This window comes from Amycolatopsis acidicola (assembly GCF_007713735.2).
GTDB lineage: Bacteria > Actinomycetota > Actinomycetes > Mycobacteriales > Pseudonocardiaceae > Amycolatopsis_E > Amycolatopsis_E acidicola.
The window spans coordinates 77,562-102,163 of sequence record NZ_VMNW02000013.1 but is presented as its reverse complement, the minus strand read 5'-3'; the positions used below and the strand labels follow the sequence as shown (position 1 = coordinate 102,163).

Genomic DNA, 24,602 nt, shown 5'->3' with positions numbered 1-24,602 from the left:
CGGGGCCTTCTTCTTGCCCGGAACGCCTCAGGCGTTGGGCTTCTTGCCGTGGTTCGCGCCGTTCTTCTTGCGGTCGCGACGCTTACGGGCACGCTTCGACATGAGCACTCCTCGGTCTGACTTGCACCGTCCAGTGTGGCAGGCGGCGCCCGGCGAGTGCCCGGGTGGTCGGCCCACTGGTTAAATTGGGGCGACATCCCTCGCCGTAGTGGAGACTTTCTTGTCCACCCTTTCCGACCTGCTGGCCGAGAACACGGGCCTGCCAGGTGAGGCAGCCGACCACCTGCAGGCCGTGGTCGCCGAATGGCAGCTGCTCGCGGACCTGTCCTTCGCCGATTTCCTGATGTGGGTGCCGGTCTCGCCGGAGCTCAACGCACAGGGCGGCGACTTCGTGTGCGTCGCGCAGGCCAGGCCCACCACCGCGCCCACCGCGCACCCCGAGGACGTGGTCGGCACCCGCTTCACCGTCGAGGAGCATCCGCAGCTGGCGCGGGCGATGCGAGAGGTGCGGATCTGCCGCGAGGAGGATCCGCACTGGTACCGGGACCTGCCGATGCGGCGGGAGGCGATCCCGGTGGTGTTCGGCGGGAACGTGATCGCGGTGCTCAGCCGCGAGACGAACCTCGCGGCGCCACGCGTGCCGAGCCCGCTCGAAGTGGCGTACCTGGGTAGCGCGGGCGACCTGTGCCAGATGATCGTCGACGGCACCTTCCCCAGCCCGGATTCGCAGAGCGACGTGCACACGAGCCCCCGCGTCGGGGACGGGCTGATCCGCTTGGATGCGACCGGCAACGTGGTGTTCGTGAGCCCCAACGGGCTCTCGGCGTACCACCGGATGGGCCACGAGTCGGATCTGGTGGGCACGCGGCTGGCCCCGGTCACGCGGTCATTGATCCGCGACCCGTTCGACGCGACGGAGGTCGCGCACCGGATCCTGGACGCGCTCGACGGCAAACCGGGCAGCCGCACGGAGGCCGACTCGCGTCGTGGCGCCGTCGTGCTCTTCCGGGCGCTGCCGCTGCGCCCGCACGGCCAGCCGGCGGGCGCGCTCGTGCTGGTGCGCGATGTCACGGAGGTCAAGCGGCGGGACAGGGCGCTACTGTCCAAGGACGCGACCATCCGGGAGATCCATCACCGGGTGAAGAACAACCTGCAGACGGTGGCTGCCTTGCTGCGCCTGCAATCCCGGCGCACGGCGAGCGCGGAGGCGAAGCAGGCATTGACGGAGTCCGTCCGCCGCGTCGCGTCCATCGCGATGGTGCACGAGGCCCTTTCGGTGTCGGTGGACGAGCGGGTCGAGCTGGATGAGTTGCTGGACAAGGTGCTGCCGATGGTCGGCGAGGTGGCCACCGCCGAGTCGCGTGTGAGCATCCGGAGGTCTGGCTCGTTCGGGGTGGTCGTCGCGGAGATCGCGACGCCGCTCGTGATGGTGCTGGCGGAGCTGGTGCAGAACGCCGTGGAACACGCCTTCCCCGATGGCCGTCCCGGCACGGTCGAGATCGCGGTGACGCGTTCGGCGCGGTGGCTGGACGTGCTCATCCGGGACAACGGCCGTGGCCTGCCCGCGGGCTTCTCCCTGGAGCGGGCCGATGGGCTCGGGCTGCAGATCGTGCGCACCCTCATCGAGTCGGAACTGCGTGGCTCCCTCTCGATCCGCAAACTGCGCGACGCCGACACCAAAGGCACCGAAGCCGCCCTACGGATCCCCCTAAGCCGACGCCTCTAGCCGGCCGTCCGGTGGCTCGACCGCTCGCGCGGCCCAGGGCGCTGACCCGCTGACCGCCCCCACCGAGCCGCGGACGGCCGACGGCCAACTCACGCGCGCTCGGTCAGTCGCCAACACACACGCGCCGGGTGCCAACACGCCAGCGCCGCGGGCCAACACGCCAGCGCCGGGGGCCAACACGCCAGCGCCGGGGGCCAACACGCCAGCGTGAGCGGCCAACAAAACCCCACAACGCCGAAAGGGCTGGTACCCACCTAGGTACCAGCCCTTTGAGCTGTGTCCGGACTTTCAGTCAGTCCGGGTTCCGGACCTCGAGCGGTCCGGTTTGCGGGCTTCGGACGGGCCGGTGCAAGGCCGCGTCGTGCCGCGCCGTATCGTTGTGTTCAGGCGTTGCTGCGCATGCCGATGTGAGCGCGACGGCGCTTGAGGGCGCGCCGCTCGTCCTCGCTCATACCGCCCCACACACCGGCGTCCTGTCCGCTGGCCAGAGCCCAGGCCAGGCAGTCGGAGGCGACGGTGCAGCGGTGGCATACGGTCTTCGCCTCGGCGATCTGCGAGAGGGCGGGACCGCTGTTTCCCACGGGGAAGAACAGTTCCGGGTCCTCGTCTCGGCAGGCCGCGTCGTGGCGCCAGTCCATTTCTGTGAGCTCCTTCTAAGGGCGCAAGCGTGTTGCGCCACAGTCGTCATGGCGGTCGTTTTTTGGGGTGCTTGTGAATGCTTTCACGAAGCACCGCGTTCGACAAGGGTTTTTTGCAGATCGGTGAGTCAGCTCACCTGGTCGAGCGACTCGCTGACCTGCGGTTTCTCTCCGAAACGGTGTTCCGGGGGGAAGAGGCGTGCGGTGAACGGGGGCCTGGAGTCGACGAGCGGCAAGTTGCACTTTGCCGCCCCTGATCACCGGAAACGGCTCGGTGGCGGGCGCCGGTCATACCAGCACGGTCAGCGCGCCGGGCACGCTGGTGAACTCGACCCTGGTCCGCGGGCCCACCGGGTCCCCGTCCACCTGGAAGTTCACCGGCTCCTCGGCCTCGACGCGGAGTTTCGCGAGGTCGTCGTGGCGGACCAGGCGGCGGCCGCGATGCTTGGCCTCCGTGCGCAGCGCCTGCCGCACGTGCCGGTAAACGGTCGGCAGGCCCAGCGTGCGCGGCGCGAACAGGCCGAGTCCGCCGTCGAACGAGGTGCCGGTGTTGAGGTGCACCGGGCGCGGGCCGAGGTAGCTCCACGGGTCGGTGTTGGAGACGAAGGCCGTGCGCACCTCGACCGGCTCTTCGCCGGGGATGTGCACGGTGAGCGGCGTTTTGCCGCGGGGCGGGTGGAAGTAGCAGCTGACGGCGGCGCGCATGTACAACAGCGCGTTGGTCTGCTTGCCGCGGCGGTCGGCGACGGTGGCGACCACGTCCGCGTCCCAGCCGAGGCCGGCGTTGAAGGTGAACCACTGCTTGTCCGCGAGGCCCAGCCCCACCGTCCGGCTCTGGCCGCCCTCGATGGCGCGCAGCAGCTGGTGGGTGGCCTCCATCGGATCCCGCGAAATGCCCAGCGCACGCGCGAACACGTTGGCCGAGCCGCCCGGCACGACGCCGAGCGCCGGCACGTCACCGGGCCCGTCCGTGAGGAGCCCGTTGACCACCTCGTTCACCGTGCCGTCCCCGCCGTGCGCCACGACGAGGTCGATGCCCTCCCGCGCGGCGCCGCGTGCCACCGCCAGCGCGTGGCCGCGGTAGTCCGTCTCGACCACCTCGAGCTTCACCTGGCTGGCGAGGGCGTGCGCGAGCACGTCCCGCCCGCCGGCGGTGGTCGAGGTGGCCTGAGGATTGACGACGAGAATCGCGCGCACCACCGCAGGGTAGGTCAAGAACCGGTCCGCGGGCGGGCCCCGGAGTGCGAAGTCACTGCGGAGCCACGGGCACGCGAGCGGCCCGGTGGCGGCGAAGTCACGGTAACCGTTGCGAGTGCCGGGAGGACCTCCGATCGCCGGTGCCGAACCGCTCGTCGTGACAAGTGCACCCGGACCGACCGCCCGCTCGTCGACGACACCCCGATCTTCGCCCGGGCGGCGGCGGTTCGAAAACGGCCGACCGGGTGGCATACCATCGAAAGCGCTTACGCAAGGTCACAGCCGCAGGTGGAAGGCCCGTTTCCGTGTCGATCTCAGACAAGATCCGTCCGGCGCCCCGTGAGGTCCGGCTGGCCGGGCTGGTCACCGCGCTGCCGGGGCTGGGGCTGCTGGTGTTCGGCATCGTGGTGCTCGCCGCGTCGGGCAGCGCCGGCACGCCGAAGAACAACGTGTGGGCCGAGGGCGCGTTCTACATCCTCTTCGCGCTGGCGGTGCTGGGGTGCGCCGTGGGACTGGGGCTCGGGCACACCTGGGCGCGCTCGCCGGGCGTCGTGATGGCGCTGATCACCGTGGGCATCGGCTGGTACATGGCCGCGCCTTCGGGACACCCGGGGCCGGGGGTGCCGATCATCCTCGTCGGCCTGCTGATCCTGGTGTTGCTGTTCCGTCAGCCTTCGCGCGCGTGGGCGCTGGGGCAGCAGGAGGGCGAGACCGAGGAGGAGGCCGCCGAGCGGGGCGGCCTCGAAGGCCGCGCCGCCAGGCGGGAGAAGGAGCAGGACAAGCCGTAGGGCTTCAGGCCGATTTGGCGAGCTTCTCCAGCGACGTGTCGGTGAGCCGGTACACGGTCCACTCGTCCATCGGGATCGCGCCGAGCGATTTGTAGAAGCCGGTGGCCGGGTTCCAGTCCAGCACCGACCATTCGAGCCGCTGGTAGCCGTTCCGCACGCACTCGTCGGCGAGTGTGGCCAGTAGTTTCTTGCCGAGCCCGGTCCCGCGCATCTCCGGGCGCACGTACAGGTCCTCCAGGTAGATGCCGTGCACCCCGCGCCACGTGGAGAAGTTCAGGAACCACAACATGAATCCGACGATCTCGCCATCGGACTCGGCGACGTGCCCGAACACCGCGGGGCGCTCGCCGAACAGCGCGACGCGCAGTTTTTCGGCGTCGAGGCGGCATTCCGCCGGGGCCTTCTCGTAGGTGGCCAGATCGTGCACCAGCTGCACGACAGTGTCTACATCGGACTCTTCGACGCGGCGGATCTGGACCAAGGGGGACCTACCTAGGACGGGGGGATGTTCAGGTTCTCGATCTTGGGTTCGCCCCGTTCGTCGCCGAGTACCGTGACCCCGGCCGGGTCCAGTCCGAAGTGGACACCCGCGGTGGCTGGCAGGCCGATCCAGCGGGCGACCAGCACCCGGCTGAAATGTCCGTGCCCGATCAGGATCACCTCTGTCTCGGCGAGAGCGGCGCGCACCCGCGCGAGGAGCTTATCGGCACGGGCGCTCACTTCGTCACTGGTTTCTCCGCCCGGCATCGTGCCGGTCCAGACCGTCCAGTCCGGGACCGTTTCCCGGATCTTGGCCGTGGTGATGCCCTCGTAGTCGCCGTAGTCCCATTCGGCGAGGTCCTCGGTGGTCTCGTTCACCACCAGCCCGGCGAGCTCCGCCGTGCGTACCGCGCGTTGGCGCGGGCTCGAAAGCACCAGCGCGTCACCGCTGCGCAACCCGTTCAGCGTCAGCCCGGCCGACCGGGCCTGGCTTTCGCCTGCCGCGGTCAGCGGAACGTCGGTGCGACCGGTGTGCCGTCCGTTGACGGACCACTCGGTCTGGCCATGGCGGAGGAGGAAGAGCTCGTGGTCCACGCTTGCGAATATAGCCACAGGTCTGCTTTGCTACCGACGAGTAACAAGGCGGTGTGAGATGTCTCGAACGTTCACCATGTGGCGTGGACTGGCGAAGGTGCCGGGCGGCAGGCAGCTTTTCTCGACGGCAATGTGCCTGCGTGTGCCGTATTTCCGCACTGTGCTGCCGAGTGTGCGCGAACTGCGGGCCGGGCACTGCGAGGTGACCGCGCCGCTGTGGTGGGGTGTGCGCAACCACATAGGCACTTTTCACGCGATCGCGGCATGCAACCTCGCGGAGATCGCGATGGGGATGCTGGCCGAGGCGACGGTGCCGAACACGCATCGCTGGCTGCCGAAGGGGATGACGGTCTCCTACGTCGCCAAGGCGAAGACCGGTTTACGTGCCGTCGCCGACCTTCCGGAGATCCCGGAGTTCGGGGACGAGGGTTTCGATCTCGACGTACCGGTGACGATCACGGACAACGTGGGGCAACCGGTCGTGACCGCCGTGATCACGATCTGGATTACCGCAAAGAAATAGGACCACCGGAAAGACGCATGACTACCGGAAAGAAGTAGTGTCTCGTGATCTTGTGGTCCTTACGCGCGGGTGTGTTTGCCCGCCAGGGCGCCGAGTTGGCCCCTGGCGTCGCCGAGTTGGCTCGGGGCGTGGCCGAGTTGGCCGACCGCTGCCGCCGTGGGCAAACTCAGCGACCGGACCGGCAAAATCAGTGACGCAGCGGGCAAACTCACCGACCGCAGGGGCAAACACGGCAACGTAAACCGGACAGGGTCACGAAACACTAGGACGGCGCCGATTGTTAGCGATCCGACCACAGCCACGGCGGAGACGGGTGTCGGCGGGTGGGGCGGCTGCGGACCGTATCCGCCTCCTTTCGGGTCGGATCGCTAAACGCCGTTTACAGGCGAGCTGAACGCGAATATTGTTCGCGTCATGTCCCTCTCCTTGTCTCGTAGGCGTTTTCTCGGTGTGGCCGCGCTGAACTCGGCGGCGGCGTTGGGTCTGTCCTCGATTTCCCTGCCTGGTACCGCCTCGGCCGCGCAGGCCGCGGACTACTCCCCGGCGGTGATCATCGGCACCGGCTACGGCGCCGCCGTCACCGCGCTTCGCCTTGGCGCGGCGGGGATTCCGGTCGTCATGCTGGAAATGGGGCAGCTGTGGAACACCCCCGGCAGCGACGGCAAGATCTTCGCGAACATGCTCAGCCCCGACAAGCGCTCGATGTGGTTCAAGAAGCGCACCGAGGCGCCGCTGGCTTCCTTCCTGTGGCTGGACTTCGCCAACCACGACATCGACCCGTACGCCGGCGTGCTCGATCGTGTCCACTTTGGAGACATGTCGGTGTTCGTCGGCCGCGGCGTCGGCGGTGGTTCCCTGGTCAACGGGGCGATGGCGGTGGTGCCGAAGCGTTCGTACTTCGAGCAGATCCTGCCCGAGGTCGATGCCGACGAGATGTACGGCACCTATTATCCGCGCGCCAATGCGGGCCTCGGCGTGAACAACGTCGACCCGGCCTGGTTCGAAAGTTGCGATTCCTACCAGTTCGCCCGTGTTTCGCGCAAAGCCGCGCACAATGCGGGACTGACGACCACGTTCGTGCCCAGTGTTTATGACTTCGGTTATCTGCAGCGGGAAGAGGCGAACGAGGTGCCGCGCTCGGCGCTGGCGTCGGAAGTGATCTACGGGAACAACTACGGAAAGCGCTCGCTGGACAAGACCTACCTCGCCGCCGCGCTGGGCACCGGCAACGTCACCATCCGGACGCTGCACGAAGTCCGGGACATCGCGCAGCAGCCGGACGGCACGTACCTGCTGACGGTGCGCCAGAGCGACGTCGACGGGAATGTCCTGGCCACCAAGCAGATCGGCGCGAAGTACCTGTTCCTCGGCGCCGGCAGCCTCGGGTCGACCGAACTGCTCGTGCGGGCGCGCGAGACCGGCAAGCTCCCCGCGCTGAACGACGCGGTCGGCCAGGGTTGGGGCACCAACGGCAACGTGATGCTGGGGCGTGCCAACCACATCTGGGATCCGGTCGGCTCGCTGGAGTCCGGGATGCCAGCGCTGGGTATCGACGCGTGGGACGACCCGCAGTACCCGGTGTTCGCCGAGATCGCGCCCGTGCCCGCCGGGCTCGAAACGTGGGCGAGTCTGTACCTCGCGATCACGCGCAACCCCGAGCGCGGCTACTTCAGCTACGACGCCGCAAGCGATTCAGCCCGGCTGCAGTGGGAGATCTCGCAGGGCCAGCCGTCCATCGACGCGGCGAAGCACCTGTTCGACAAGGTCAACTCGGCGAACGGCACGATCTACCGCTACGACCTGTTCGGCGACACGCGCGCCTTCGAGAACCGGTTCACCTATCACCCGCTGGGCGGCCTGGTGCTGGGCGAGGCGACCGACCTCTACGGCCGCGTGAAGGGGTACTCGAACCTGTACGTGACCGACGGTTCGCTGATCCCCGGCAGCACCGGGGTGAACCCCTTCGTCACCATCACGGCGCTGGCCGAGCGGAACATCGAGCGGATCATCGCGCAGGACGTCAGGTGACGTTCTCGCCCAAGGCCTTGTAGTACGTGACGCAGGCGTGGTAGTCCGGCAGCAGGCCGGACTCCCGCGCCTGCGCGAGCGTCGGGGCCGCAGTGTCCTTTTCGGACAGAATCGGGCGCACGTCCTCGGGCCAGGGCAGCGCGAGCTCCGGGTCCAGTGGCGTGATCCCGTGCTCCGCCCCGGGGTTGTAGCCCGTGGAGCAGAGGTACGCCATCGCGGTGTCTTCCTCCAGCGCGACGAAGGCGTGCCCGAGGCCCTCGGCCACGTAAACCGCGTGGAACTCGACGGAGTCGAGCCGGACCGCGTCCCATTTGCCGAACGTGGGTGAGCCCACGCGCAGGTCGACGATCACGTCCAGCAGCGCGCCGCGCGGGCAGTACACGTACTTCGCCTGCCCTGGCGGAGTGTCGGCGAAGTGCACGCCGCGGATGGTGCCGCGCCGGGAAACGCTGTGGTTGGTCTGGCCGAGACGCAATCGGTGCCCGATCGTTTCGGTGACCGCTTTTTCCTGGAACGGGGCGACGAACAGCCCGCGGTGGTCGGGGAACTTGGGCGGGGAGAACTCGTAGGCGTCCAGGACGGCCAGCTCGCGGACCTGCATGCGGTTCACCTTATCCATGGACAACCAAGCCGGACGGACGTCTTGCTAACAGGCGCCTGACCTGCCCTTTTTTGTGATGTGAGCCGCACCTGAGGATCACAACCCATGGCGGGCCTGCCACACTGGTGGGACCGCCGCGTCCGCGGCCGTCGCCTCACCAAGGGCTGGGACGGCCGAGCCGGACGCCTGGCCGGTAGGCGGCGCCACCGCGCCGGGCTGCCGAGCAGCAGGAGCAAGAGCTTTTCACGGGGATCGGGGAGGTCCCCGCTCGCAGTCCCGGGAGGGATTTTTCATGACTTCGACGACAGGGAAAGTGATGCAGGACCAGGACACGTCGCCGGTCACCGACGACGAGATCTTCGGCGGGCACGAGGGCGGCAAGCTCTCCGTGGCCGCCGCCAGGCCGATCTCGCGACCGCGCGACCTGTCCATCGCCTACACGCCCGGCGTGGCCAAGGTCAGCCGCGCCATCGCCGAGCAGGCCTCGCTCGCCCAGCGCTACACGTGGGCGGACAGGCTGGTGGTCGTGGTCAGTGACGGCACCGCCGTGCTGGGCCTCGGCGACATCGGCGCGAGCGCGTCGCTGCCCGTCATGGAGGGCAAGTCGGTGCTGTTCAAGACGTTCGGCGGGCTCGACTCGATCCCGCTGGTGCTGGACACCACCGACGTGGACGAGATCGTCGAGACGCTGGTGCGGCTGCGCCCGTCGTACGGCGCGGTGAACCTCGAGGACATCTCCGCCCCGCGCTGCTTCGAGCTGGAGGACAAGCTCAAGCAGGTGCTGGACTGCCCGGTCATGCACGACGACCAGCACGGCACGGCGATCGTCACGCTCGCCGCGCTGCGCGGCGCGAACCTGGTGCTGGGGCGCGACATCGCGGATCAGCGCGTGGTGATCTCCGGTGCGGGCGCGGCCGGCGTCGCCTGCGCGCGGATCCTGCAGGAGGCCGGCATCGGGGACGTCACGCTGCTGGACTCGAAGGGCATCATCCACCGCGGCCGCGCGGGGCTGAACCCGATCAAGGAGCAGCTGGCGGCGAGCACGAACGCGGCCGGGCTGCAGGGCGGTCTCGCCGAGGCGCTGCGTGGTGCCGACGTGTTCCTCGGGCTGTCCGGTTCCACCATCGAGGCCGAGCTGCTGGGCGAGATGGCGGAGGACCCGATCGTCTTCGCGCTGTCGAACCCGGATCCCGAGGTGCACCCGGACGACGCGGCCAAGCACGCGGCGATCGTGGCCACCGGGCGCAGCGACTTCCCCAACCAGATCAACAACGTGCTGGCGTTCCCCGGGGTTTTCCGCGGCGCGCTGGACGCCGGGGCGCGCGCGATCACCGAGGGCATGAAGCTCGCCGCCGCGGAGGCGATCGTCGCCGTCGCGCAGGATGATCTCGGCCCGGACCGGATCGTGCCCAGCCCGCTGGACCCGCGGGTGGCCCCCGAGGTCGCGGCCGCGGTGGCGAAGGCCGCTGTGGAGGATGGAGTAGCAGGCTAGTGTGAAGCCGATGGCTGTGATGAACGGCCGGTCTCCCTCGGGAGACCGGCCGTTTTCCGCAAACAGGAGGCTGGCGTGGGGATCGAGTTCCGGGGCGTCACCAAGCAGTACCCCGGCGGCACCGTCGCGGTCGACGACCTGAGCCTGACCGTCGAGGACGGCACGATCACGGTGTTCGTCGGCCCTTCCGGCTGCGGCAAGACCACGTCGCTGCGGATGATCAACCGGATGGTCGAGCCGACCGGCGGCTCGGTGCTGCTTGACGGCAAGGACGTGCGGGAGTCCGACCCGCCGGTGCTGCGGCGCGGTATCGGTTACGTGATCCAGAACGCCGGTCTCTTCCCGCACCGCACGGTGCTCGACAACGTGGCCACCGTGCCGCTGCTGTCGGGCTGGGGCAAGCGCAAGGCGCGCGAACGGGCGGCCGAGCTGCTGGACACCGTCGGCCTGCCCGCCGAGCTCGCAAAGCGTTATCCCGCACAGCTTTCCGGCGGCCAGCAGCAGCGCGTCGGGGTGGCCCGCGCGCTCGCCGCGGACTCGCCGGTGCTGCTGATGGACGAGCCGTTCTCGGCCGTCGACCCGATCGTCCGGGAGGGCCTGCAGGACGAGCTGCTGCGCGTGCAGTCGCAGCTGGGCAAGACGATCGTGTTCGTCACGCACGACATCGACGAGGCCGTGCGGCTGGGTGACAAGGTGGCCGTGATGCGGGTGGGCGGCAAGCTCGCGCAGTACGGCACGCCCGCGGACGTGCTGCGGCATCCGGTGGACGACTTCGTGGCCTCGTTCGTCGGCAGGGACCGGGGCTACCGTGGTCTGTCCTTTGTGGATTCCACCGGGGTCGAGGTGAAGGACCTCGCCACCGTGGAGCTCGGGGAGCAGGTCTCCGGGCCGGTGCAGGACTGGCTGCTCGCCGTCAACGCCGAGCGCCAGCCGCGTGGCTGGCTCGCCCCGGAGTCCACTGTGGAGGGTGAGCTCGCCGAGGCCGATCTCGTCGCGGGCGGTTCGCTGTACCAGCAGGGCACGGCGATCCGCGGCGCGCTGGACGCCGCACTCTCGTCGCCCGCCGGGCTGGGCGTGGTCGTGGACGACGACGGCCGTGTTGTTGGCGCGGTGACGGCACGGCAGATCCTCGACGTGCTGGAAACCCGCCCCTGATCCTTCGCCCTACTTTCGGGTGGGGCTGTTCGAGTGCTGCCCCTTCCGGGGCGGGAATGTCGCTTTTACGCTCGGCTTCGCATTCACCACATGAATGCTTTTCACCCCTTGCGGTCCGGTATGCCTCTGCCGGGCCGGCCCTGCCAAGGAGGAACGGACCGTGCGCAAACCCACTCGCAGCAAGCGCAGATCCCTCGCCACGTTCGGCCTGGCGTCCGCCGTGGCCGTGGTCGCGGCCGTCGCCACGAGCGCGCCCGCGATGGCGAAGGAAGGTTCCATCGTCGGTGCCGACGGCATCGGCGCGATCAAGGACAGCTACATCGTGGTGTTCAAGGACGGCTCCTCGGCCGTCGACGCGCTCGCCGGGAAGCTCGGCGGCGTGGTGCACCAGAAGTTTTCCACGGCACTGCACGGATACTCGGCCACGATGTCCGAGGCGCAGGCCAAACGCGCCGCGGCAGACCCTGCGGTGGCCTACGTCGAGCAGGACCACGTGTTCAGCATCGCCGCCACCCAGACCAACCCGCCGTCGTGGGGGCTGGACCGGGTGGACCAGCGTTCACTCCCGCTGGACAGCTCGTACACGTACTCGACGACGGCTTCCAACGTGCACGCTTACATCATCGACACCGGGATCAACCTGACCCACACCGATTTCGGTGGGCGGGCGAAGTCGGGTTATGACTTCGTCGACAACGACAGCAACGCCACCGACTGCAACGGCCACGGCACGCACGTCGCCGGGACCGTCGGCGGCAGTACTTACGGCCTCGCGAAGGGCGTGCAGCTGACCGCGGTGCGCGTGCTCGACTGCTCCGGCTCGGGCTCGTACGCCGGGGTCATCGCCGGGATCGACTGGGTGGCGCAGAACGCCGTCAAACCGGCCGTCGCGAACATGTCGCTCGGCGGCAGCGCCTCGACGTCGGTGGACAACGCGGTGAAGAGCGCCATCGCCGCGGGCGTCACCTTCGCCGTCGCGGGTGGCAACGAAAGCACCAGCGCGTGCAACAGTTCCCCGGCACGTACGGCCGAAGCGATCACCGTGGGCGCCACCACGAGTACCGATGCCAGGGCCAGCTACTCCAACTACGGGAGCTGCCTGGACATCTTCGCGCCGGGCAGCAGCATCAAGTCGGACTGGATCGGCAGCACCACCGCCACGAACACGATCAGCGGCACGTCCATGGCGACGCCGCATGTGACGGGCGCGGCGGCGCTCTATCTAGCTACGCACACCACCGCGACGCCGGCGACGGTCCGGAACGCGCTGGTGGCAGCCGGAACCACGGGCAAGGTGACCAGCGCCGGCTCGGGTTCGCCGAACGTGCTGCTCTACACCGGGAGTTAAGGGGGGAGACCTGTGGCCCGTCCGTGCGCATGCGCGGACGGGCCGCGGTGTTTTTTGAGGGGGCGGGCCGCGCCAGCGGACCGCCCCTTCTCCCCAGCCACGCCGAAAACCGCCGCCCGAGCTACGAAACCCCTGTCCATCCTTGAGCTTGCCCGTCCGGCGAGGACAATCTCTTAATCTTTTCCCCTCGGCTTTTTGCGTCCTCGACTTGAGACAGCAACGGACGCGCGTAGCGCGCGCTGTGTGCACCCCACCCCCGCCCCGATCGCGCAGTGTTCAACGGTCGCCGCACCGCGTCAAGGCGGGAAAGATGCCTTGACCCGGCACACCGACCGCTGAAGAGCGCTGGGGATCGGAACGATGGTGGGGTGTGGTCGTGGGGCGGCTCGCTTCGCGTTGCCGGGTCCCGGAGCGAAGCGGAGGGGGTGCGTAAAAGAAAAAGCCCTTCCCTGAATGTTCGGGGAAGGGCTTTTTCTGGTGGGGTCGTCAGGCCTTCATTCGGCGCTGGCGCGGGTCGAAGGCGTCCCGCAGACCGTCACCGATGAAGTTGATCGACAAGGAAATCAGCACCAGCACCACGAACGGCCCGAAGAACAGCCACGGCCGGTTCTGCACCTGCGCGTAGTTCTCCAGGATGATCCGGCCGAGCGAGGTGTCCGGTGGTTGCACACCGAGGCCGATGAAGCTCAGCGCGGCCTCGACCAGCACCGCCTGCGCCACGGCCAGGGTGGCGTTCACCGTGATGCTGCCGACCATGTTGGGCACCAGGTGGCGGAAGATGATCCGCCCGGTACCCGCGCCCGCCGCCCGCGCGGCTTCGACGAACTCGCGCTGGGACAAGGCCATCGCCTCGGCCCGGGTGATCCGCGCGATCGGCATCCACGCGAACAGCGCCAGCACCATCGCGACGACGAACCAGCTGCCGTGGCCGAAGACCTTCGCCATGATGGCCGCGGCCGCGATCTGCGGGATGATCAGGAACAGGTCGGTCAGCCGGGACAGCGACGAGTCGGTGAACCCGCGCAGATATCCGGCCAGCGCACCGAAAATCACGCCGATGAAGGTGGCCACGATCGACACGATGACCGCGATCAGCAACGAGAACTGGGTGCCGCGCAACACCTGCGACACCATGTCCTTGCCGACCTGGGTGGTGCCCAGCGGGAAGTCCCCGCTCGGCGACGCGAACGACGGGAAGCTCGCGTCCTCGTAATTGTGCTTCCAGAATATCGGCATCAGCAGCGCGATCAGCACGATGAGCAGGAGCACCACCGTGCTGACCATGGCCAGCTTGTGCCGCAGGAACTTGCGCAGGACCAGTTTGCCCTGGCTGACCGGTTCCGGAAGTGCCTCGGGAGGCAGGGTGCCTTCGCGCTGGGCGGCCGAGGCCGCCTCGCCGGCAACCAAAGAGTTCATGTCAGCCAACGCGAATCCTCGGGTCCATGATGCCGTACAGCAGATCTGCGATCAGGTTCGCGGCCACCACCATCACGGCGACGACCACCAGCCAGCCCATCAACGTGTTCGGGTCGTTGTGCGACACCGATTGGACGAGCAGCGTGCCCATCCCGTGCCAGTTGAACACGGTCTCGGTGATGATCGCGCCGGTCAGCACCTGGCCGAAGTTCACCGAGAAGAGCGTGGCCACCGGAATCAGCGCGTTACGGAATGCGTGCCGGAACACGACACGGGAGCCGGAAAGCCCCTTTGCCCGCGCTGTCCGCACATAATCCATGTTGAGCGTTTCCAGCATCGAAGCACGCTGGAAACGGCTGTACGCGGCGAAACTGATCGCCATGATGGACAAAGTCGGCAAAAGATACGCGCCCGTGTATTTCGCCAGGAAATCGCCGAATCCGGTGGAACTCAGCGTTTCCGGACTCGTCGTGCGCAACCATGGATTACCGAGCAGATCGGTCAGCCCGAGGTCACGAATCCAGACGTTGATCTGGATGGCGTAGGTCTTGAGCACGATCGCGACGCAGAAGATCGGCATCGAGAACAGGAAGAACGCCAGCGTGGTCGCGACGTAGTCGACGATCGAGTACTGCTTGACCGCCGCCAGCACCCCGACGGCCACCCCGACGATGAGCGCCAGGATCTCGGCGCCGACCACCAGTTTGATCGTGACGTCGAAGGCGCCCATGACCTTCGGGAACACCGGCTGCATGGCATTGCCCTGCGCGACCGAAACGCCCCAGTCACCGGTCAGGAAGTGCCCGAGCCAGTAGAAGTAGCGTTCGATGATCGGCTTGTCCAGACCAAGCTGGCGGGCCGTTTCCGCGATGGCTTCCGGGTTGATGTTCGGCCTGCCCCGGAGCTCCGCCAGCGGGTCCCCGGCTGCCGCGACCATCATGAACACCAGAAAGGTCCCCACCAGCAGGACGGGGATCGATATCGCCAGACGGCGAAGAATATAGATAACCAGGTTCAACGAGAATGCTCCTCATCCGGGCCTGGCCGGAAGTATGCAGCCGCGCCCGGTGTCCACCGTAGCGGGGGTTGCCCAACGGTCGACAGCTACTTCCGGAGGAAGTCCGGGGGCCGGGTTCGTGACCCGGCCCCCGGACTCCACCAGGGTTCTGCCTAGAGCCGCAGCTTACTTCTGCGCCCACTCACCGGCGTTCCACAGCGCACCGAGGTACGACTGCATGTACACCCTGTCGATGCCCTGGAAGGCCCACATCGACGGCACCGCGTAGAGCGGCAGCGACGCGTAGTCCTGGGCGATCTGCGAGTCGGCCTGCTGGTACAGCTTCGTCGCGGTGGCTTCGTCCGTGGCGACCACGGCCTGCTTGAAGGTGTCGTCCACCTTCGGGTCGCTGAAGTTCTGCCAGTTCTGGTTACCGCCCGTGGAGTAGAGCGGCTGCGACTGCGACTTGAACGGCGGCTGCGACCACGCGAAGAGCGCGATGTCGTAGTTACCCGTGCTGACCCGGCCACCGGAGAGGAAGTTCGGGTCGTTGTCGTTCTTGACCTCGATGCCCGCGGCCTTGGCCTGGGACTGGATCAGCTCGACCGTCTGGTCACGACGCGCGTTGTTGTTGTGCGAGATCGTGACCGAGAACCGCTGCCCGTTCTTCTGGTAGATGCCGTCCGCGCCGAGCGTCCAGCCGTCGGCCTCGAGGGTCTTCTTGGCCTCGGCCGCGCCCTTGCCCGCCTTGTCGCTGTAGACGTCCTGGTACCCCTGGTCCGTCGGCAGGTAGATCAGGCTGTTCATCGGGGTGATGTCCGACTGGACTTCCTTGAGCAGCTTGTCCGTGATCGCCGACCGGTCGATCACCTGGAACAGGGCCTTGCGTGCGGCCTCGTCCTTCAGGATCGGGTTCTTGTACTGCATGTCCAGGTGCTCGTACGACAGCTGCGGCGCCGAACCGTAGGTGACGCCCTGCGCCGAGAGGCCCTTGAGGGTGTCGGCCGCGGTCGCGTCGGGCTGCGTCGAAGCGACGACCTGGATCTCACCGTTCTGCAGCGCGGTGGCCATCGCCTTGGTGTCGGAGAACGACTTGACGATGATCTTGTTCGGGCCGCCCTTGGCGCCGATCCAGTTCGGGTTCTTCTCCAAGGTCACCGCGCCCTGGTTCTGGTCGAAAGCGGTGATCATGTACGGCCCGGAGGCCGGCATGATGTCCTTGTTGAAGCCCTTCCACTCATTGGTCCAGAAGTCGCCGGCCTTCTTGAGCAGTGCCGGGTCGCTGTTCGGGTTCAGCTGAGTGATGTCCGGGATGCCGGTCTTCGCCTCGAGGACGTGCGCCGGCAGCATGGCCGCGCCGTCGAACAGGCCCTTGTAGTCGATGTAGGGCTGCTTGTACGTGGTGACGAAGGTCTGGTCGTCGGTGCACTTGGCGCTGTCGATCAGGTCATAGCCCGCCGTCGCCGCCGCGTTGAACCCGGTGGTGCCCCGGTTCGCCAGGTACGCGAGGTAGTAGTCCTTGCAGTTCCACGGCGCGCCGTCGGACCACTTGACACCCGGCTTGATCTTGTAGGTGACGGTGTACGGGCTGGTGGAGGTCACGTCCCACGAGTCCAGCACGTCGGTGTTGAGCAGGGGCTTGTTGTTGCCGTCGAGCATGTTCGAACCGGCAAGGACAGCAACGATCACGTAGTAGTTGTACGAGGTGTTGGTGTCCGGAGTCTGGTTGTTGTACGCCGAGTAGGCGTCATCGATCCCGACCGTGACAGGGCCGTCCCACGAGGGAGCGTCGCCCAGTTTGAACGTGCCGGCTTGGGCGTTTTCCGCCTTGCCGACAGCCATGCTCTTGACGTCGGTGCTCGAACCGTTCTGGTCCGTGCTCCCGTTGTCGCCGCCTCCGCCGCAAGCGCTCAGCACGAGCGCTGCAGTCACGGCCATCGTTAAGGCCGAGGCTGCTTTCCATCTGCTCATTTACGTGTGCCCTCCTAGCACTGGACCCATGGTCCACACCACTCCGGCGTTAGGCCGGAGCTTATGTCACACCGGATGCACGCGTCCGGCGCACTGCCGGAGAACGCTAGAAAGATGTGCACACCGAGTCACCACTCTCAGAGTGATTGTGACCAAAGGGTGACTTCCAGATAACATGAGGACATACGTTGGTTACTTGCCGCCACGTGTCCAATTCACGGCTGACCCGAACGGCCCAACCATCGCCGGTCCCGGCGTCACGCCGGAAATGCCTGAACCAATCGCCAGCGTGTCGGCGAGCTGGAAGAGCGGGAGCACCGTGTGCTGCGCCCACAGCTTCGGTTCCACTTCGGACAGTGCCTCGGCCATCGTCTTGGTACCGGCGAGCGCGGCGTCGATGGTCGGCTGAAGTTCGGCGTCGCACACCGCGGCCGGGTTCGCCGGGGTCACCGTCGCCGTGGAGGAAGTGGTGTCCTGCCCGGGACGGCAGCCGAACTCCGAGGCCAGCACCGTCGCCGGGTCGCCGCCGACCGCCGTCGGGACCACCGCGATGTCGACACCGACCGTGCCGGAGCCGTCGGTGGTGGTCTGCCCGTTCTTGGTGACCGGCATGGCCAGCAGGTTCGAGAAGAGGTCGCGCGGCTGCGGGTTGATCACGCTGACCTGCACCCCGGCCGCGGTCAGCTCGGTGGACAGCTCCTTCGCGATGCTCGCGTACGGCTCCTGCGTGCCGGGCGAGGCGATGACGAGCGTCAGCGGTTTGCCGTCCTTGCGCCAGGTGCCGGCTTCCTTGGTGTAGCCCGCGCTCTTCAGCAGCGCCTCCGCCGCGGCCGGGTCCGGCGCCGACGCGTTGGCCGGAATCGTTGCGGTGTAACCGGATTCGGACGGCGGGAGCACCTGGGCGTCGGCGCGGAGACCGGCCGAGGGGCCCCCGTTGGTGCCTTCGTCGATCAGCTTGTTGCGGTCGATGAGCGCGGCCACGCCGGCACGCACGTCGTTGTCCACCAACGGTCCGTTGGCCGGGCGCAGCAGCACGCTCGCGACGCGCGGGCTCGCGACGGTGCTCAGCTGGACCGAGCTGCCCAACGCCTGCAGCTGCTGGAGGCCGACGCTGTCGGTACGGGACATCACGAACTGGTCGTTACCGCTGCGCAGCGCCGTGGCGAGCCCGGCCTGGTCGGACCGGCGCAGCACGATCTGGTCCACCGCCGCCGGCTTGTCCCAGTAGCGCTCGTTGCGTTCCAGGATGATCTCGCCGCGCGCGTTGTCCAGCTGCTTGATGGAGAACGGTCCGCCATAGGCCGGAAAACTGCCCTGCAGAGCCCCCTGCCAGCCACCTGGAGCGTCTTTCAGCAGATGCTGGGGCAGGAGGTTCGAGAACAGCGTCCGCCAGCCGGGATAGGCCTGTGAGAACGTGACCTGGACCTTCTTGCCGCCCTCGCCGGGCTGGATGTTCGAGATGAGCCGGTAGCCGGCGGGCTCGACCACGCCGGGCTGGTCGCGCATCGCGTCGGCGAGGTAGACGAAGTCCTCCACCGCGATCGGGGCGCCGTCCGACCAGGACGCGTCCTGGCGGATCTCGTAGGTGACCGTGAACGGCTCCTGCGAGGTGACCTCGGCCGAGCGCATCAGCGTGGTGTCGAGCTGATACTGGCCGTCGTCGGACTGGCGGAACACCGAAGGCAGCAGCAGCTGCGAGAGCGCCGTGGTGATCGTGGACTGGTCCGCGAGGTTGTGCGGGTTGTAGCCGCCCGCGATGTCGTCCATGCCGATCACGATCTGTGACGGGCTGGGTGTGGTGGATGTGGTGGACTGCGCGACCGGCGAAGTGACGATCGGCGCCGGCGGGGTGTTCGTGCAAGCGGCGAGCACGGCAGCCAGCAGCAGGATCAACGCTGCCGCTTTGCCTTTCCGCACACTGCCTCCCCTGGCGCTGAGCCCACGATGGTGCCACAAGCCCTGTTGGCGTGGTACCGAGATTGCCAGACAGCTGTCCGGTGCTCCGCACCGGATCAGGTACCGCCAAAAGGTGGACGTTCGCGGCCTGCCCGGGGTTCCCCCCACTTGCCGGAACCCGGCCTACCAGGCTGGACAACCGTGACTGACGGTCGGATCGGCAAACCGTGGGTACAGTACGGCCCGGCGTGTGGCCGGGCCGTAAAGAAGGATCAACCCTGGTCGCGGCTCTTCGCGCGGGAGCGCTCCTTGGCGCGCTGGGAGATGTCGAGCGTCACCTTGCGCACGCGCACGACGTCCGGCGCCACCTCGACGCATTCGTCGACGGCGCAGAACTCCAGCGCTTCCTCCAGGCCCAGCTTGCGCGGGCGGGCGAGGCGCTCGAGCTCGTCACCGGTGGACGAGCGCATGTTGGTGAGCTTCTTCTCCTTGGTGATGTTGATGTCGAGGTCCTCGGCGCGCGGGTTCTCGCCGACGACCATGCCCTCGTACACCTCGGCGCCGGGCTCGACGAAGAACGTGCCGCGGTCGGCGAGCTGGATCATCGCGTACGCGGTGATCGGGCCGGACCGGTCGGCGACCAGCGAACCGCTGTGCCGGGTGCGGATCTCGCCCGCCCACGGGAAGTAGCCCTCGAACACGTGGTTCGCGATGCCGGTGCCGCGGGTCTCGGTGAGGAAGTCGGTGCGGAAGCCGATCAGCCCGCGTGCGGGCAGCACGTACTCCATCCGGATCCGGCCGGTGCCGTTGCCGCCCATGTGTTCCATGCGGCCCTTGCGCGCGGCCATCAGCTGCGTGATCGAGCCGAGGTGCTCCTCCGGCGAGTCGATCGTCAGCCGCTCGAACGGCTCGTGCAGCTTGCCGTCGATGGTGCGGGTGACCACCTGCGGCTTGCCGACGGTCAGCTCGAAGCCCTCGCGGCGCATCTGCTCGACGAGGATGGCCAGCGCCAGCTCACCGCGGCCCTGCACCTCCCAGGTGTCCGGACGCTCGGTGGGCAGCACCTTGATGCTCACGTTGCCGACCAGTTCCTGGTCCAGCCGCGCCTTCACCAGGCGGGCGGTGACCTTGTCGCCGCCGTTGCGCCCGGCCAGCGGCGAGGTGTTCACGCCGATGGTCATCGAGATGGCAGGCTCGTCCACGGTGATCCGCGGCAGCGCCTCCGGGTCCTCCACGTCGGCGAGGGTGTCGCCGATCGTGATGTCCGGGATTCCCGCGATGGCAACGAGATCGCCCGCTTCGGCCTCCTGCGCGGGGACGCGCTCGAGCGCCTCGGTGACCAGCAGCTCGGAGATGCGCACGTTGTGCACCGAGCCGTCGGCGCGCAGCCACGCCACGGTCTGGCCCTTGCGGAGCTTGCCGGAGTGGATGCGGATCAGCGCGATGCGGCCGAGGAAGTTCGACGCGTCGAGGTTGGTGACCAGCGCGCGCAGCGGGCCGTCGACGTCCGCCTGCGGCGGCGGCACGTGGCGCAGCAGGGTCTCGAAGAGCGGGTCGAGGTTTTCACTGTCCGGCAGTGCGCCGTCGGCGGGCCGCTCCAGGCTGGCCTTGCCGGCGCGCGCGGAGGCGTAGACGACCGGCAGGTCGAGCACCGCGTCCAGGTCGGCGTCCTCGATGTCGCCGGCCAGATCGAGCAGGAGGTCGTGGGTTTCCTCGACGACCTCGGCGATCCGGGCGTCGGGGCGGTCGACCTTGTTGACCACCAGCACGACCGGCAGGCCGGCCTCAAGGGTCTTGCGGAGCACGAACCGCGTCTGCGGCAGCGGGCCCTCGCTGGCGTCCACCAGCAGCACCACTCCGTCGACCATCGCGAGCCCGCGCTCGACCTCGCCACCGAAGTCGGCGTGGCCGGGGGTGTCGATCACGTTGATGGTGACCGCGCCGTCCGGGGTCTTGCGGTGGATGGCCGTGTTCTTGGCCAGGATCGTGATGCCCTTTTCCCGCTCCAGCTCGCCGGAGTCCATCACGCGGTCGACGAGCTCGGCCCGCTCGGCGAACGCGCCGGACTGCCTGAGCATGGCGTCGACCAGGGTGGTCTTGCCGTGGTCGACGTGCGCCACGATGGCCACATTGCGGAGGTCGGTGCGGACCTTCTCGGCGGTTGCTGCGGGCACGCGAGGGCTCCTGTACTAAAAGGGGTGAAGGTGGAGAACGCCCCGGCCGGCTTTGGCCATAGGCGGTCGCCCCTCAGGATACCCTGCGGCCTGCTGTGACCATCGCCACGCCGCGATCAAGGTTAGGTTCACCTACCCTAACCCTCGTGGGCAAGAAGGACGCGGACCCCAAGGCTGTAGTCCGCAAACTGATGAAATCCGGCAAGGTCAAGAAGAAGTGCTGCCGGTCGAAGCCCCGCTGCCGCAAGTGTCCCGTGCTCGCGCTGCAGCAGGCGAAGACGGGTGTGAAGAAGGCAGCCTGAGGCGGGATGTTCACCCCGGCTGGAGCGAACATCCCCTGCTGACGCTCAGGCGCTCTGCGCGATCGCCTCGTTGAGCAGACGCACCTCCGGCGCGGTCCGCGTCGCGGCGAACTCGACCACCTCGTAGGAAGCGAGGTGCCCGACCGAGAACGGATCGGTGGCGAGGATGGCGTCCAGCTTCCCGCGCGCCATCGGGCGCGTGATGATCACGCCCCCGTTCCGCGGGTTCCGGCGTCCGGCGGCGAGGAACTCCCCCGCCTGGAAATGCTTTTCGAGCCACTTCGCGTGGTCCGGCAGCGCGAGATCGACTTCTTCCAATGGCGCGGTGTAAGTGAGCAGGACGACGTACATACCTCGACGGTAACCCCGCGCGGCGCCCGTGACAGCTGTTAACCGCGGCGTGCCGTAGCTGGTTCGTCACCTCGGCAAAGCCCAGGTAAAGAGGGGTGCGGCGAGGTTCTCGCTCCGGCTAAGGTGGACCCATGCGCAGCTTCGCGGGACTGTGGTGGCCGCCCCCGGCGGCCGTCGTTCCCGTGCGCTGAATTCCAGTGTCCGAAGGCCGCCCGCGTGGCGGCCTTCGTCGTTTCCCGCGGGTGGCGAGAACCCCGAGGGAAAGATCATGAAGTTCTCCGGAATCACCCCGTCCGGCCACACCCAGCTCGGCAACCACCTCGGCGCGGTCAGCCGCTGGGTCGCCGACGGTGGCGAGGAGGACCTGTACTTCATCGCCGACCTGCACGCGATGACCACCACGCACAACCCGGCCGGCCTGCGCGGCCGCGCAGCCGAGATGCTGGCCGTGCTCGTCGCCGCCGGGATCCCGCCCGAGCGGGTCTTCGTGCAGTCCGACCTCGCCCGCGAGCTCGGGGCACTGACCTGGATCCTCGAATGCACCTGCTCCTACGGCGAGGCCGCGCGGATGATCCAGTTCAAGGAGAAGGCGGACGGCCAGGCAGGCGTGCGGCTGAGCCTGCTGACGTACCCGGTGCTGATGGCGGCGGACATCCTGTTGCAGGGCGCTTCCGAGGTACCGGTCGGGGAAGACCAGCGCCAGCACGTCGAACTGGCCAGGGCGCTCGCGCGGCGGTTCAACGCCACCTACGGCGAGGTGTTCACCGTGCCCGAGGCCGTGCTGCCGCTCACCGGTGCGCGGGTGCGCGACCTCGCGGACCCCACCCGCAAGATGTCGAAGTCCACACGGGACTCCGCCGGGGTGGTGTTCGTGCTCGACGAGCCGGACCTGATCCGCCGCAAGTTCCGCAAGGCGGTCACCGACGGCGAAACGGTGCCGGCCTACGAGCCGGAAACACGGCCAGGGGTGTCGAACCTGCTGGAGATCCTGGCCGCCTGCACCGGGACCACGCCGAAGGAAGTGGCCACCCGGTATTCATCGTATGGACGGCTGAAGGACGCCACGGCGGACGCGGTGATCGAGACGCTGCGGCCGATCCGGGAGCGCACGATCGAGCTGCTCTCCGATCCCGGGGAGCTCGCACGCATCCGCAAAGCGGGCGCGGCGCGAGCGGCCGAACGAGGCGAGCACCGGCTTTCGTCGGCGCTGCGGCTCATCGGGGCTTCGTGACGCCTTCCAGCAGCTCGCGCAGCGCGGGCAGCAGTTCGAGATCGGCGGGCAGCCACGGCAGATCATCCAAAGTGGACGGATCGATCCAGCGGAGCCCCTTGTGTTCCAAGGCTTTCGGCTCCGCGGCGAGATCCGCCAGCGTGGCGGCGTAGGCACGGAGCACGAGGCCGGGCCGCAACTGCACGTCGGCGCCGACCCTGGCGCCGACGTGCACCTCGACGCCCAGCTCCTCGACGCATTCCCGGCGCAACGCCTCGGGCTCGGATTCGCCGGCTTCCACGCGACCGCCCGGCAGCTCCCACCGCCCCGCGACCTCGGCGGGGTAGGCCCGTTGCTGGGCGAGCAGGGCGCCACCCCGCACGATGGCAGCTCCGACGATCACTCTCACGAAGCGGAGACGTTACCGGCCCGGCGCCAGGTCACCTGGAAGCGGGCACCGCCTTCGGGTGACTCTCCGACGGTGACCCGGCCCCCGCGCCGCCGCACGGCTTCGGCGACCATCGCGAGCCCGAGCCCGGTGCCGCCGGAGGAGCGTGACCGGTCGTCGGCGACCCGGTAGAACCGGTCGAAGACGCGCTCGCGGTGCTCCGGCGGGACCCCGGGCCCGTCGTCGTCCACGACCAGCCGGACCATCGCGCGCCCGGCCAGCACGGACACCACGATCTGCGAGCGCGCGTACCGGCAGGCGTTGCGCAGCAGGTTGTTCAGCACCAGTTCGACTTCGGAATGCGCGGCGTGCGCCCAGACCTGGCCGCCGGATCCGCTCACCCGCGCCGTCGGCGAACCGGCCGGGAGCCGGTGCACCGCGGCGCGCGCTTCGGTGACCAGTTCGACGGGCTCGGCCGGGGGCAGTTCGCCCGCATCGGACCGGGCGAGCGCGAGCAGGCTGTCCAGCAACGTGGACAGGCGCTCGGACTCCGCGAGGACGTCGGCGAGAGTTTCCTGTGCCAGCTCCGGATCCGGATTCGCCACGGCGACCTCGGCCTGCACCCGGATGGACGCGACCGGTGAGCGGAGCTCGTGCGCGGCATCGCCGGTGAACCGGCGCAACCGCAGGCTCGCCTCCTCCTGTCTGGCCAGCAGTGCGTTGAAATCCTCGGCCAGCGCGCGAAGTTCGTCGTGTGCCTCGGGAATCGGCAGGCGTTGTCCCGGCGGCAGCGCGCGCACCGAACGCCGCATCCGGCCGACCGGGCGCAGGGCGAGCCGCACCACGAGCCACGTCGCGGCAGCGGCCACGATCACGCCGATCGACGCGGCCGCCAGCAGCCAGTGCGAGCCCGTGCGCGCCGACGCGGTCAGCCCGACGAGCCCGGTGCCCGCCACCACGAGCCGCATCTGCCCGTCCGGCGCCGTCACCACCGCGGCGCGCCAGCGTTGCGAGGCCGGGTCGCCCGTGTTGATCGATTCCCCGGCTTTCAGGGCGCGCACCACGCCGGGCGTGAGATCCGCGATCGGCGGGGCACCGTCGACCGGCGCGCCCGTGGTGTCCAGCACCCGCACCGTGAGGCCGTCGACCGGCGCCGGCAGCTGCCCCGCCGACACCGCGGCGGAAGCGGGCCCGAGCGCGTGCCCCAGTTCGGTGTCGACCGCGTGTAACCGCAACGGCCCCAGCCCGCGCCCGGCGATCACCGCGAGACCGAGCAGGACGGCCAGGGTGACTACGGCCGCGGGCACGGTGATCCGCAGCCACATCG

Annotated in this window: 22 protein-coding genes and 1 pseudogene; 9 read left to right on the top strand and 14 right to left on the bottom strand. The window is 68.5% G+C overall.

Annotation, left to right across the window (positions count from 1 at the left end; translation table 11 throughout):
* Positions 1-27: 27 nt before the first annotated feature.
* Entirely contained in the window at positions 28-102 is a 75-nt protein-coding gene (locus FPZ12_RS47080) for a 50S ribosomal protein bL37 (RefSeq protein ID WP_098515123.1), read from the bottom strand.
* A 118-nt stretch (positions 103-220) separates the two neighbouring features.
* Between FPZ12_RS47080 and FPZ12_RS12025 the strand changes: the two genes are divergently transcribed.
* On the top strand, positions 221-1,726 hold the full coding sequence (locus tag FPZ12_RS12025) for a sensor histidine kinase (RefSeq protein WP_144748924.1): 1,506 nt from the start codon (positions 221-223) through the stop codon (positions 1,724-1,726).
* 383 nt (positions 1,727-2,109) lie between these two features.
* Here FPZ12_RS12025 and FPZ12_RS12020 read toward each other — a convergent pair whose 3' ends face one another.
* A complete protein-coding gene (locus tag FPZ12_RS12020) occupies positions 2,110-2,364 on the bottom strand; it encodes a WhiB family transcriptional regulator (RefSeq protein WP_144748923.1) in 255 nt (84 codons plus the stop codon).
* 288 nt (positions 2,365-2,652) lie between these two features.
* Positions 2,653-3,561, bottom strand: a complete 909-nt coding sequence (locus tag FPZ12_RS12015) for a diacylglycerol/lipid kinase family protein (protein ID WP_144748961.1) — start codon at positions 3,559-3,561, stop codon at positions 2,653-2,655.
* 305 nt (positions 3,562-3,866) lie between these two features.
* Between FPZ12_RS12015 and FPZ12_RS12010 the strand changes: the two genes are divergently transcribed.
* Positions 3,867-4,349 (top strand): hypothetical protein, encoded by a 483-nt coding sequence (locus FPZ12_RS12010; RefSeq protein ID WP_144748922.1) that lies wholly within the window; start codon positions 3,867-3,869, stop codon positions 4,347-4,349.
* Positions 4,350-4,353: 4 nt separating this feature from the next.
* Here FPZ12_RS12010 and FPZ12_RS12005 read toward each other — a convergent pair whose 3' ends face one another.
* Together FPZ12_RS12005 and FPZ12_RS12000 are read right to left on the bottom strand one after the other, a co-directional pair.
* The gene (locus FPZ12_RS12005; RefSeq protein ID WP_144748921.1) at positions 4,354-4,830 is read right to left on the bottom strand and encodes a GNAT family N-acetyltransferase; all 477 of its coding nucleotides are present in this window, start codon (positions 4,828-4,830) and stop codon (positions 4,354-4,356) included.
* 11 nt (positions 4,831-4,841) lie between these two features.
* A complete protein-coding gene (locus FPZ12_RS12000) occupies positions 4,842-5,423 on the bottom strand; it encodes an acid phosphatase (protein ID WP_144748920.1) in 582 nt (193 codons plus the stop codon).
* Positions 5,424-5,481: 58 nt separating this feature from the next.
* Between FPZ12_RS12000 and FPZ12_RS11995 the strand changes: the two genes are divergently transcribed.
* Positions 5,482-5,946 carry a hotdog fold domain-containing protein gene (locus FPZ12_RS11995; RefSeq protein ID WP_144748919.1) on the top strand — a complete coding sequence of 155 codons (465 nt, stop codon included), beginning with the start codon at positions 5,482-5,484 and terminating at the stop codon, positions 5,944-5,946.
* A gap of 414 nt (positions 5,947-6,360) precedes the next feature.
* Positions 6,361-7,974 carry a GMC oxidoreductase gene (locus FPZ12_RS11990; RefSeq protein ID WP_144748918.1) on the top strand — a complete coding sequence of 538 codons (1,614 nt, stop codon included), beginning with the start codon at positions 6,361-6,363 and terminating at the stop codon, positions 7,972-7,974.
* Here FPZ12_RS11990 and FPZ12_RS11985 read toward each other — a convergent pair.
* Positions 7,967-8,575, bottom strand: a complete 609-nt coding sequence (locus FPZ12_RS11985) for a dTDP-4-dehydrorhamnose 3,5-epimerase family protein (RefSeq protein WP_144748917.1) — start codon at positions 8,573-8,575, stop codon at positions 7,967-7,969. The two genes, FPZ12_RS11990 and FPZ12_RS11985, sit on opposite strands and share 8 nt — an antisense overlap.
* Before the next feature lie 292 nt (positions 8,576-8,867).
* Here FPZ12_RS11985 and FPZ12_RS11980 point away from each other — a divergent pair, with 292 nt between their 5' ends.
* From FPZ12_RS11980 to FPZ12_RS11970, 3 genes and pseudogenes are all read left to right on the top strand, one after another.
* On the top strand, positions 8,868-10,067 hold the full coding sequence (locus FPZ12_RS11980) for an NAD(P)-dependent malic enzyme (RefSeq protein ID WP_166462701.1): 1,200 nt from the start codon (positions 8,868-8,870) through the stop codon (positions 10,065-10,067).
* Positions 10,068-10,142: 75 nt separating this feature from the next.
* A complete protein-coding gene (locus FPZ12_RS11975) occupies positions 10,143-11,222 on the top strand; it encodes an ABC transporter ATP-binding protein (RefSeq protein WP_144748916.1) in 1,080 nt (359 codons plus the stop codon).
* Between the two features lie 160 nt (positions 11,223-11,382).
* A pseudogene (locus FPZ12_RS11970) lies at positions 11,383-12,567 on the top strand (S8 family peptidase); the annotation flags it as partial.
* Positions 12,568-13,056: 489 nt separating this feature from the next.
* On the opposite strand, the gene FPZ12_RS11965 reads toward FPZ12_RS11970, so the two are convergent.
* The 5 genes from FPZ12_RS11965 to typA all read right to left on the bottom strand — a co-directional run bounded on the left by FPZ12_RS11965 (position 13,057) and on the right by typA (position 21,024).
* Positions 13,057-13,986 carry an ABC transporter permease gene (locus tag FPZ12_RS11965; protein ID WP_144747922.1) on the bottom strand — a complete coding sequence of 310 codons (930 nt, stop codon included), beginning with the start codon at positions 13,984-13,986 and terminating at the stop codon, positions 13,057-13,059.
* 1 nt (position 13,987) lies between these two features.
* Positions 13,988-15,004: an ABC transporter permease gene (locus FPZ12_RS11960; protein ID WP_144747923.1), complete on the bottom strand. Its 1,017-nt coding sequence runs from the start codon at positions 15,002-15,004 to the stop codon at positions 13,988-13,990.
* A gap of 165 nt (positions 15,005-15,169) precedes the next feature.
* Entirely contained in the window at positions 15,170-16,954 is a 1,785-nt protein-coding gene (locus FPZ12_RS11955) for an ABC transporter family substrate-binding protein (protein WP_144747924.1), read from the bottom strand.
* A 192-nt stretch (positions 16,955-17,146) separates the two neighbouring features.
* Entirely contained in the window at positions 17,147-18,871 is a 1,725-nt protein-coding gene (locus FPZ12_RS11950) for an ABC transporter family substrate-binding protein (RefSeq protein ID WP_243769801.1), read from the bottom strand.
* A gap of 251 nt (positions 18,872-19,122) precedes the next feature.
* Positions 19,123-21,024: a translational GTPase TypA gene (gene typA, locus FPZ12_RS11945; RefSeq protein WP_144747925.1), complete on the bottom strand. Its 1,902-nt coding sequence runs from the start codon at positions 21,022-21,024 to the stop codon at positions 19,123-19,125.
* Between the two features lie 146 nt (positions 21,025-21,170).
* Between typA and FPZ12_RS45540 the strand changes: the two genes are divergently transcribed.
* A complete protein-coding gene (locus FPZ12_RS45540; protein ID WP_166462700.1) occupies positions 21,171-21,326 on the top strand; it encodes a hypothetical protein in 156 nt (51 codons plus the stop codon).
* A gap of 45 nt (positions 21,327-21,371) precedes the next feature.
* Here the strand turns inward: FPZ12_RS45540 and FPZ12_RS11940 are convergent, their stop codons facing one another.
* A complete protein-coding gene (locus tag FPZ12_RS11940; protein WP_144747926.1) occupies positions 21,372-21,677 on the bottom strand; it encodes a YciI family protein in 306 nt (101 codons plus the stop codon).
* Between the two features lie 265 nt (positions 21,678-21,942).
* Between FPZ12_RS11940 and trpS the strand changes: the two genes are divergently transcribed.
* Positions 21,943-22,908 (top strand): tryptophan--tRNA ligase, encoded by a 966-nt coding sequence (gene trpS, locus FPZ12_RS11935; RefSeq protein ID WP_144747978.1) that lies wholly within the window; start codon positions 21,943-21,945, stop codon positions 22,906-22,908.
* On the opposite strand, the gene FPZ12_RS11930 is transcribed toward trpS, so the two are convergent.
* Together FPZ12_RS11930 and FPZ12_RS11925 are read right to left on the bottom strand one after the other, a co-directional pair.
* Positions 22,892-23,296 (bottom strand): (deoxy)nucleoside triphosphate pyrophosphohydrolase, encoded by a 405-nt coding sequence (locus tag FPZ12_RS11930; RefSeq protein ID WP_144747927.1) that lies wholly within the window; start codon positions 23,294-23,296, stop codon positions 22,892-22,894. The genes trpS and FPZ12_RS11930 overlap by 17 nt on opposite strands.
* Positions 23,293-24,600 carry a sensor histidine kinase gene (locus FPZ12_RS11925; RefSeq protein WP_144747979.1) on the bottom strand — a complete coding sequence of 436 codons (1,308 nt, stop codon included), beginning with the start codon at positions 24,598-24,600 and terminating at the stop codon, positions 23,293-23,295. The genes FPZ12_RS11930 and FPZ12_RS11925 overlap by 4 nt, the downstream gene beginning before the upstream one ends.
* Positions 24,601-24,602 lie beyond the last annotated feature (2 nt).

Bases quoted from the DNA above. Each gene is read 5' to 3' on its own strand.
- FPZ12_RS12020 (WP_144748923.1), bottom strand. From the start codon at position 2,364: ATGGACTGGCGCCACGACGCGGCCTGCCGAGACGAGGACCCGGAACTG.
- FPZ12_RS11995 (WP_144748919.1), top strand. From the start codon at position 5,482: ATGTCTCGAACGTTCACCATGTGGCGTGGACTGGCGAAGGTGCCGGGC.
- FPZ12_RS11990 (WP_144748918.1), top strand. From the start codon at position 6,361: ATGTCCCTCTCCTTGTCTCGTAGGCGTTTTCTCGGTGTGGCCGCGCTG.
- FPZ12_RS11985 (WP_144748917.1), bottom strand. From the start codon at position 8,575: ATGCAGGTCCGCGAGCTGGCCGTCCTGGACGCCTACGAGTTCTCCCCG.
- FPZ12_RS11980 (WP_166462701.1), top strand. From the start codon at position 8,868: ATGACTTCGACGACAGGGAAAGTGATGCAGGACCAGGACACGTCGCCG.
- FPZ12_RS11965 (WP_144747922.1), bottom strand. From the start codon at position 13,986: ATGAACTCTTTGGTTGCCGGCGAGGCGGCCTCGGCCGCCCAGCGCGAA.
- FPZ12_RS11955 (WP_144747924.1), bottom strand. From the start codon at position 16,954: ATGAGCAGATGGAAAGCAGCCTCGGCCTTAACGATGGCCGTGACTGCA.
- FPZ12_RS11940 (WP_144747926.1), bottom strand. From the start codon at position 21,677: ATGTACGTCGTCCTGCTCACTTACACCGCGCCATTGGAAGAAGTCGAT.
- FPZ12_RS11925 (WP_144747979.1), bottom strand. From the start codon at position 24,600: ATGTGGCTGCGGATCACCGTGCCCGCGGCCGTAGTCACCCTGGCCGTC.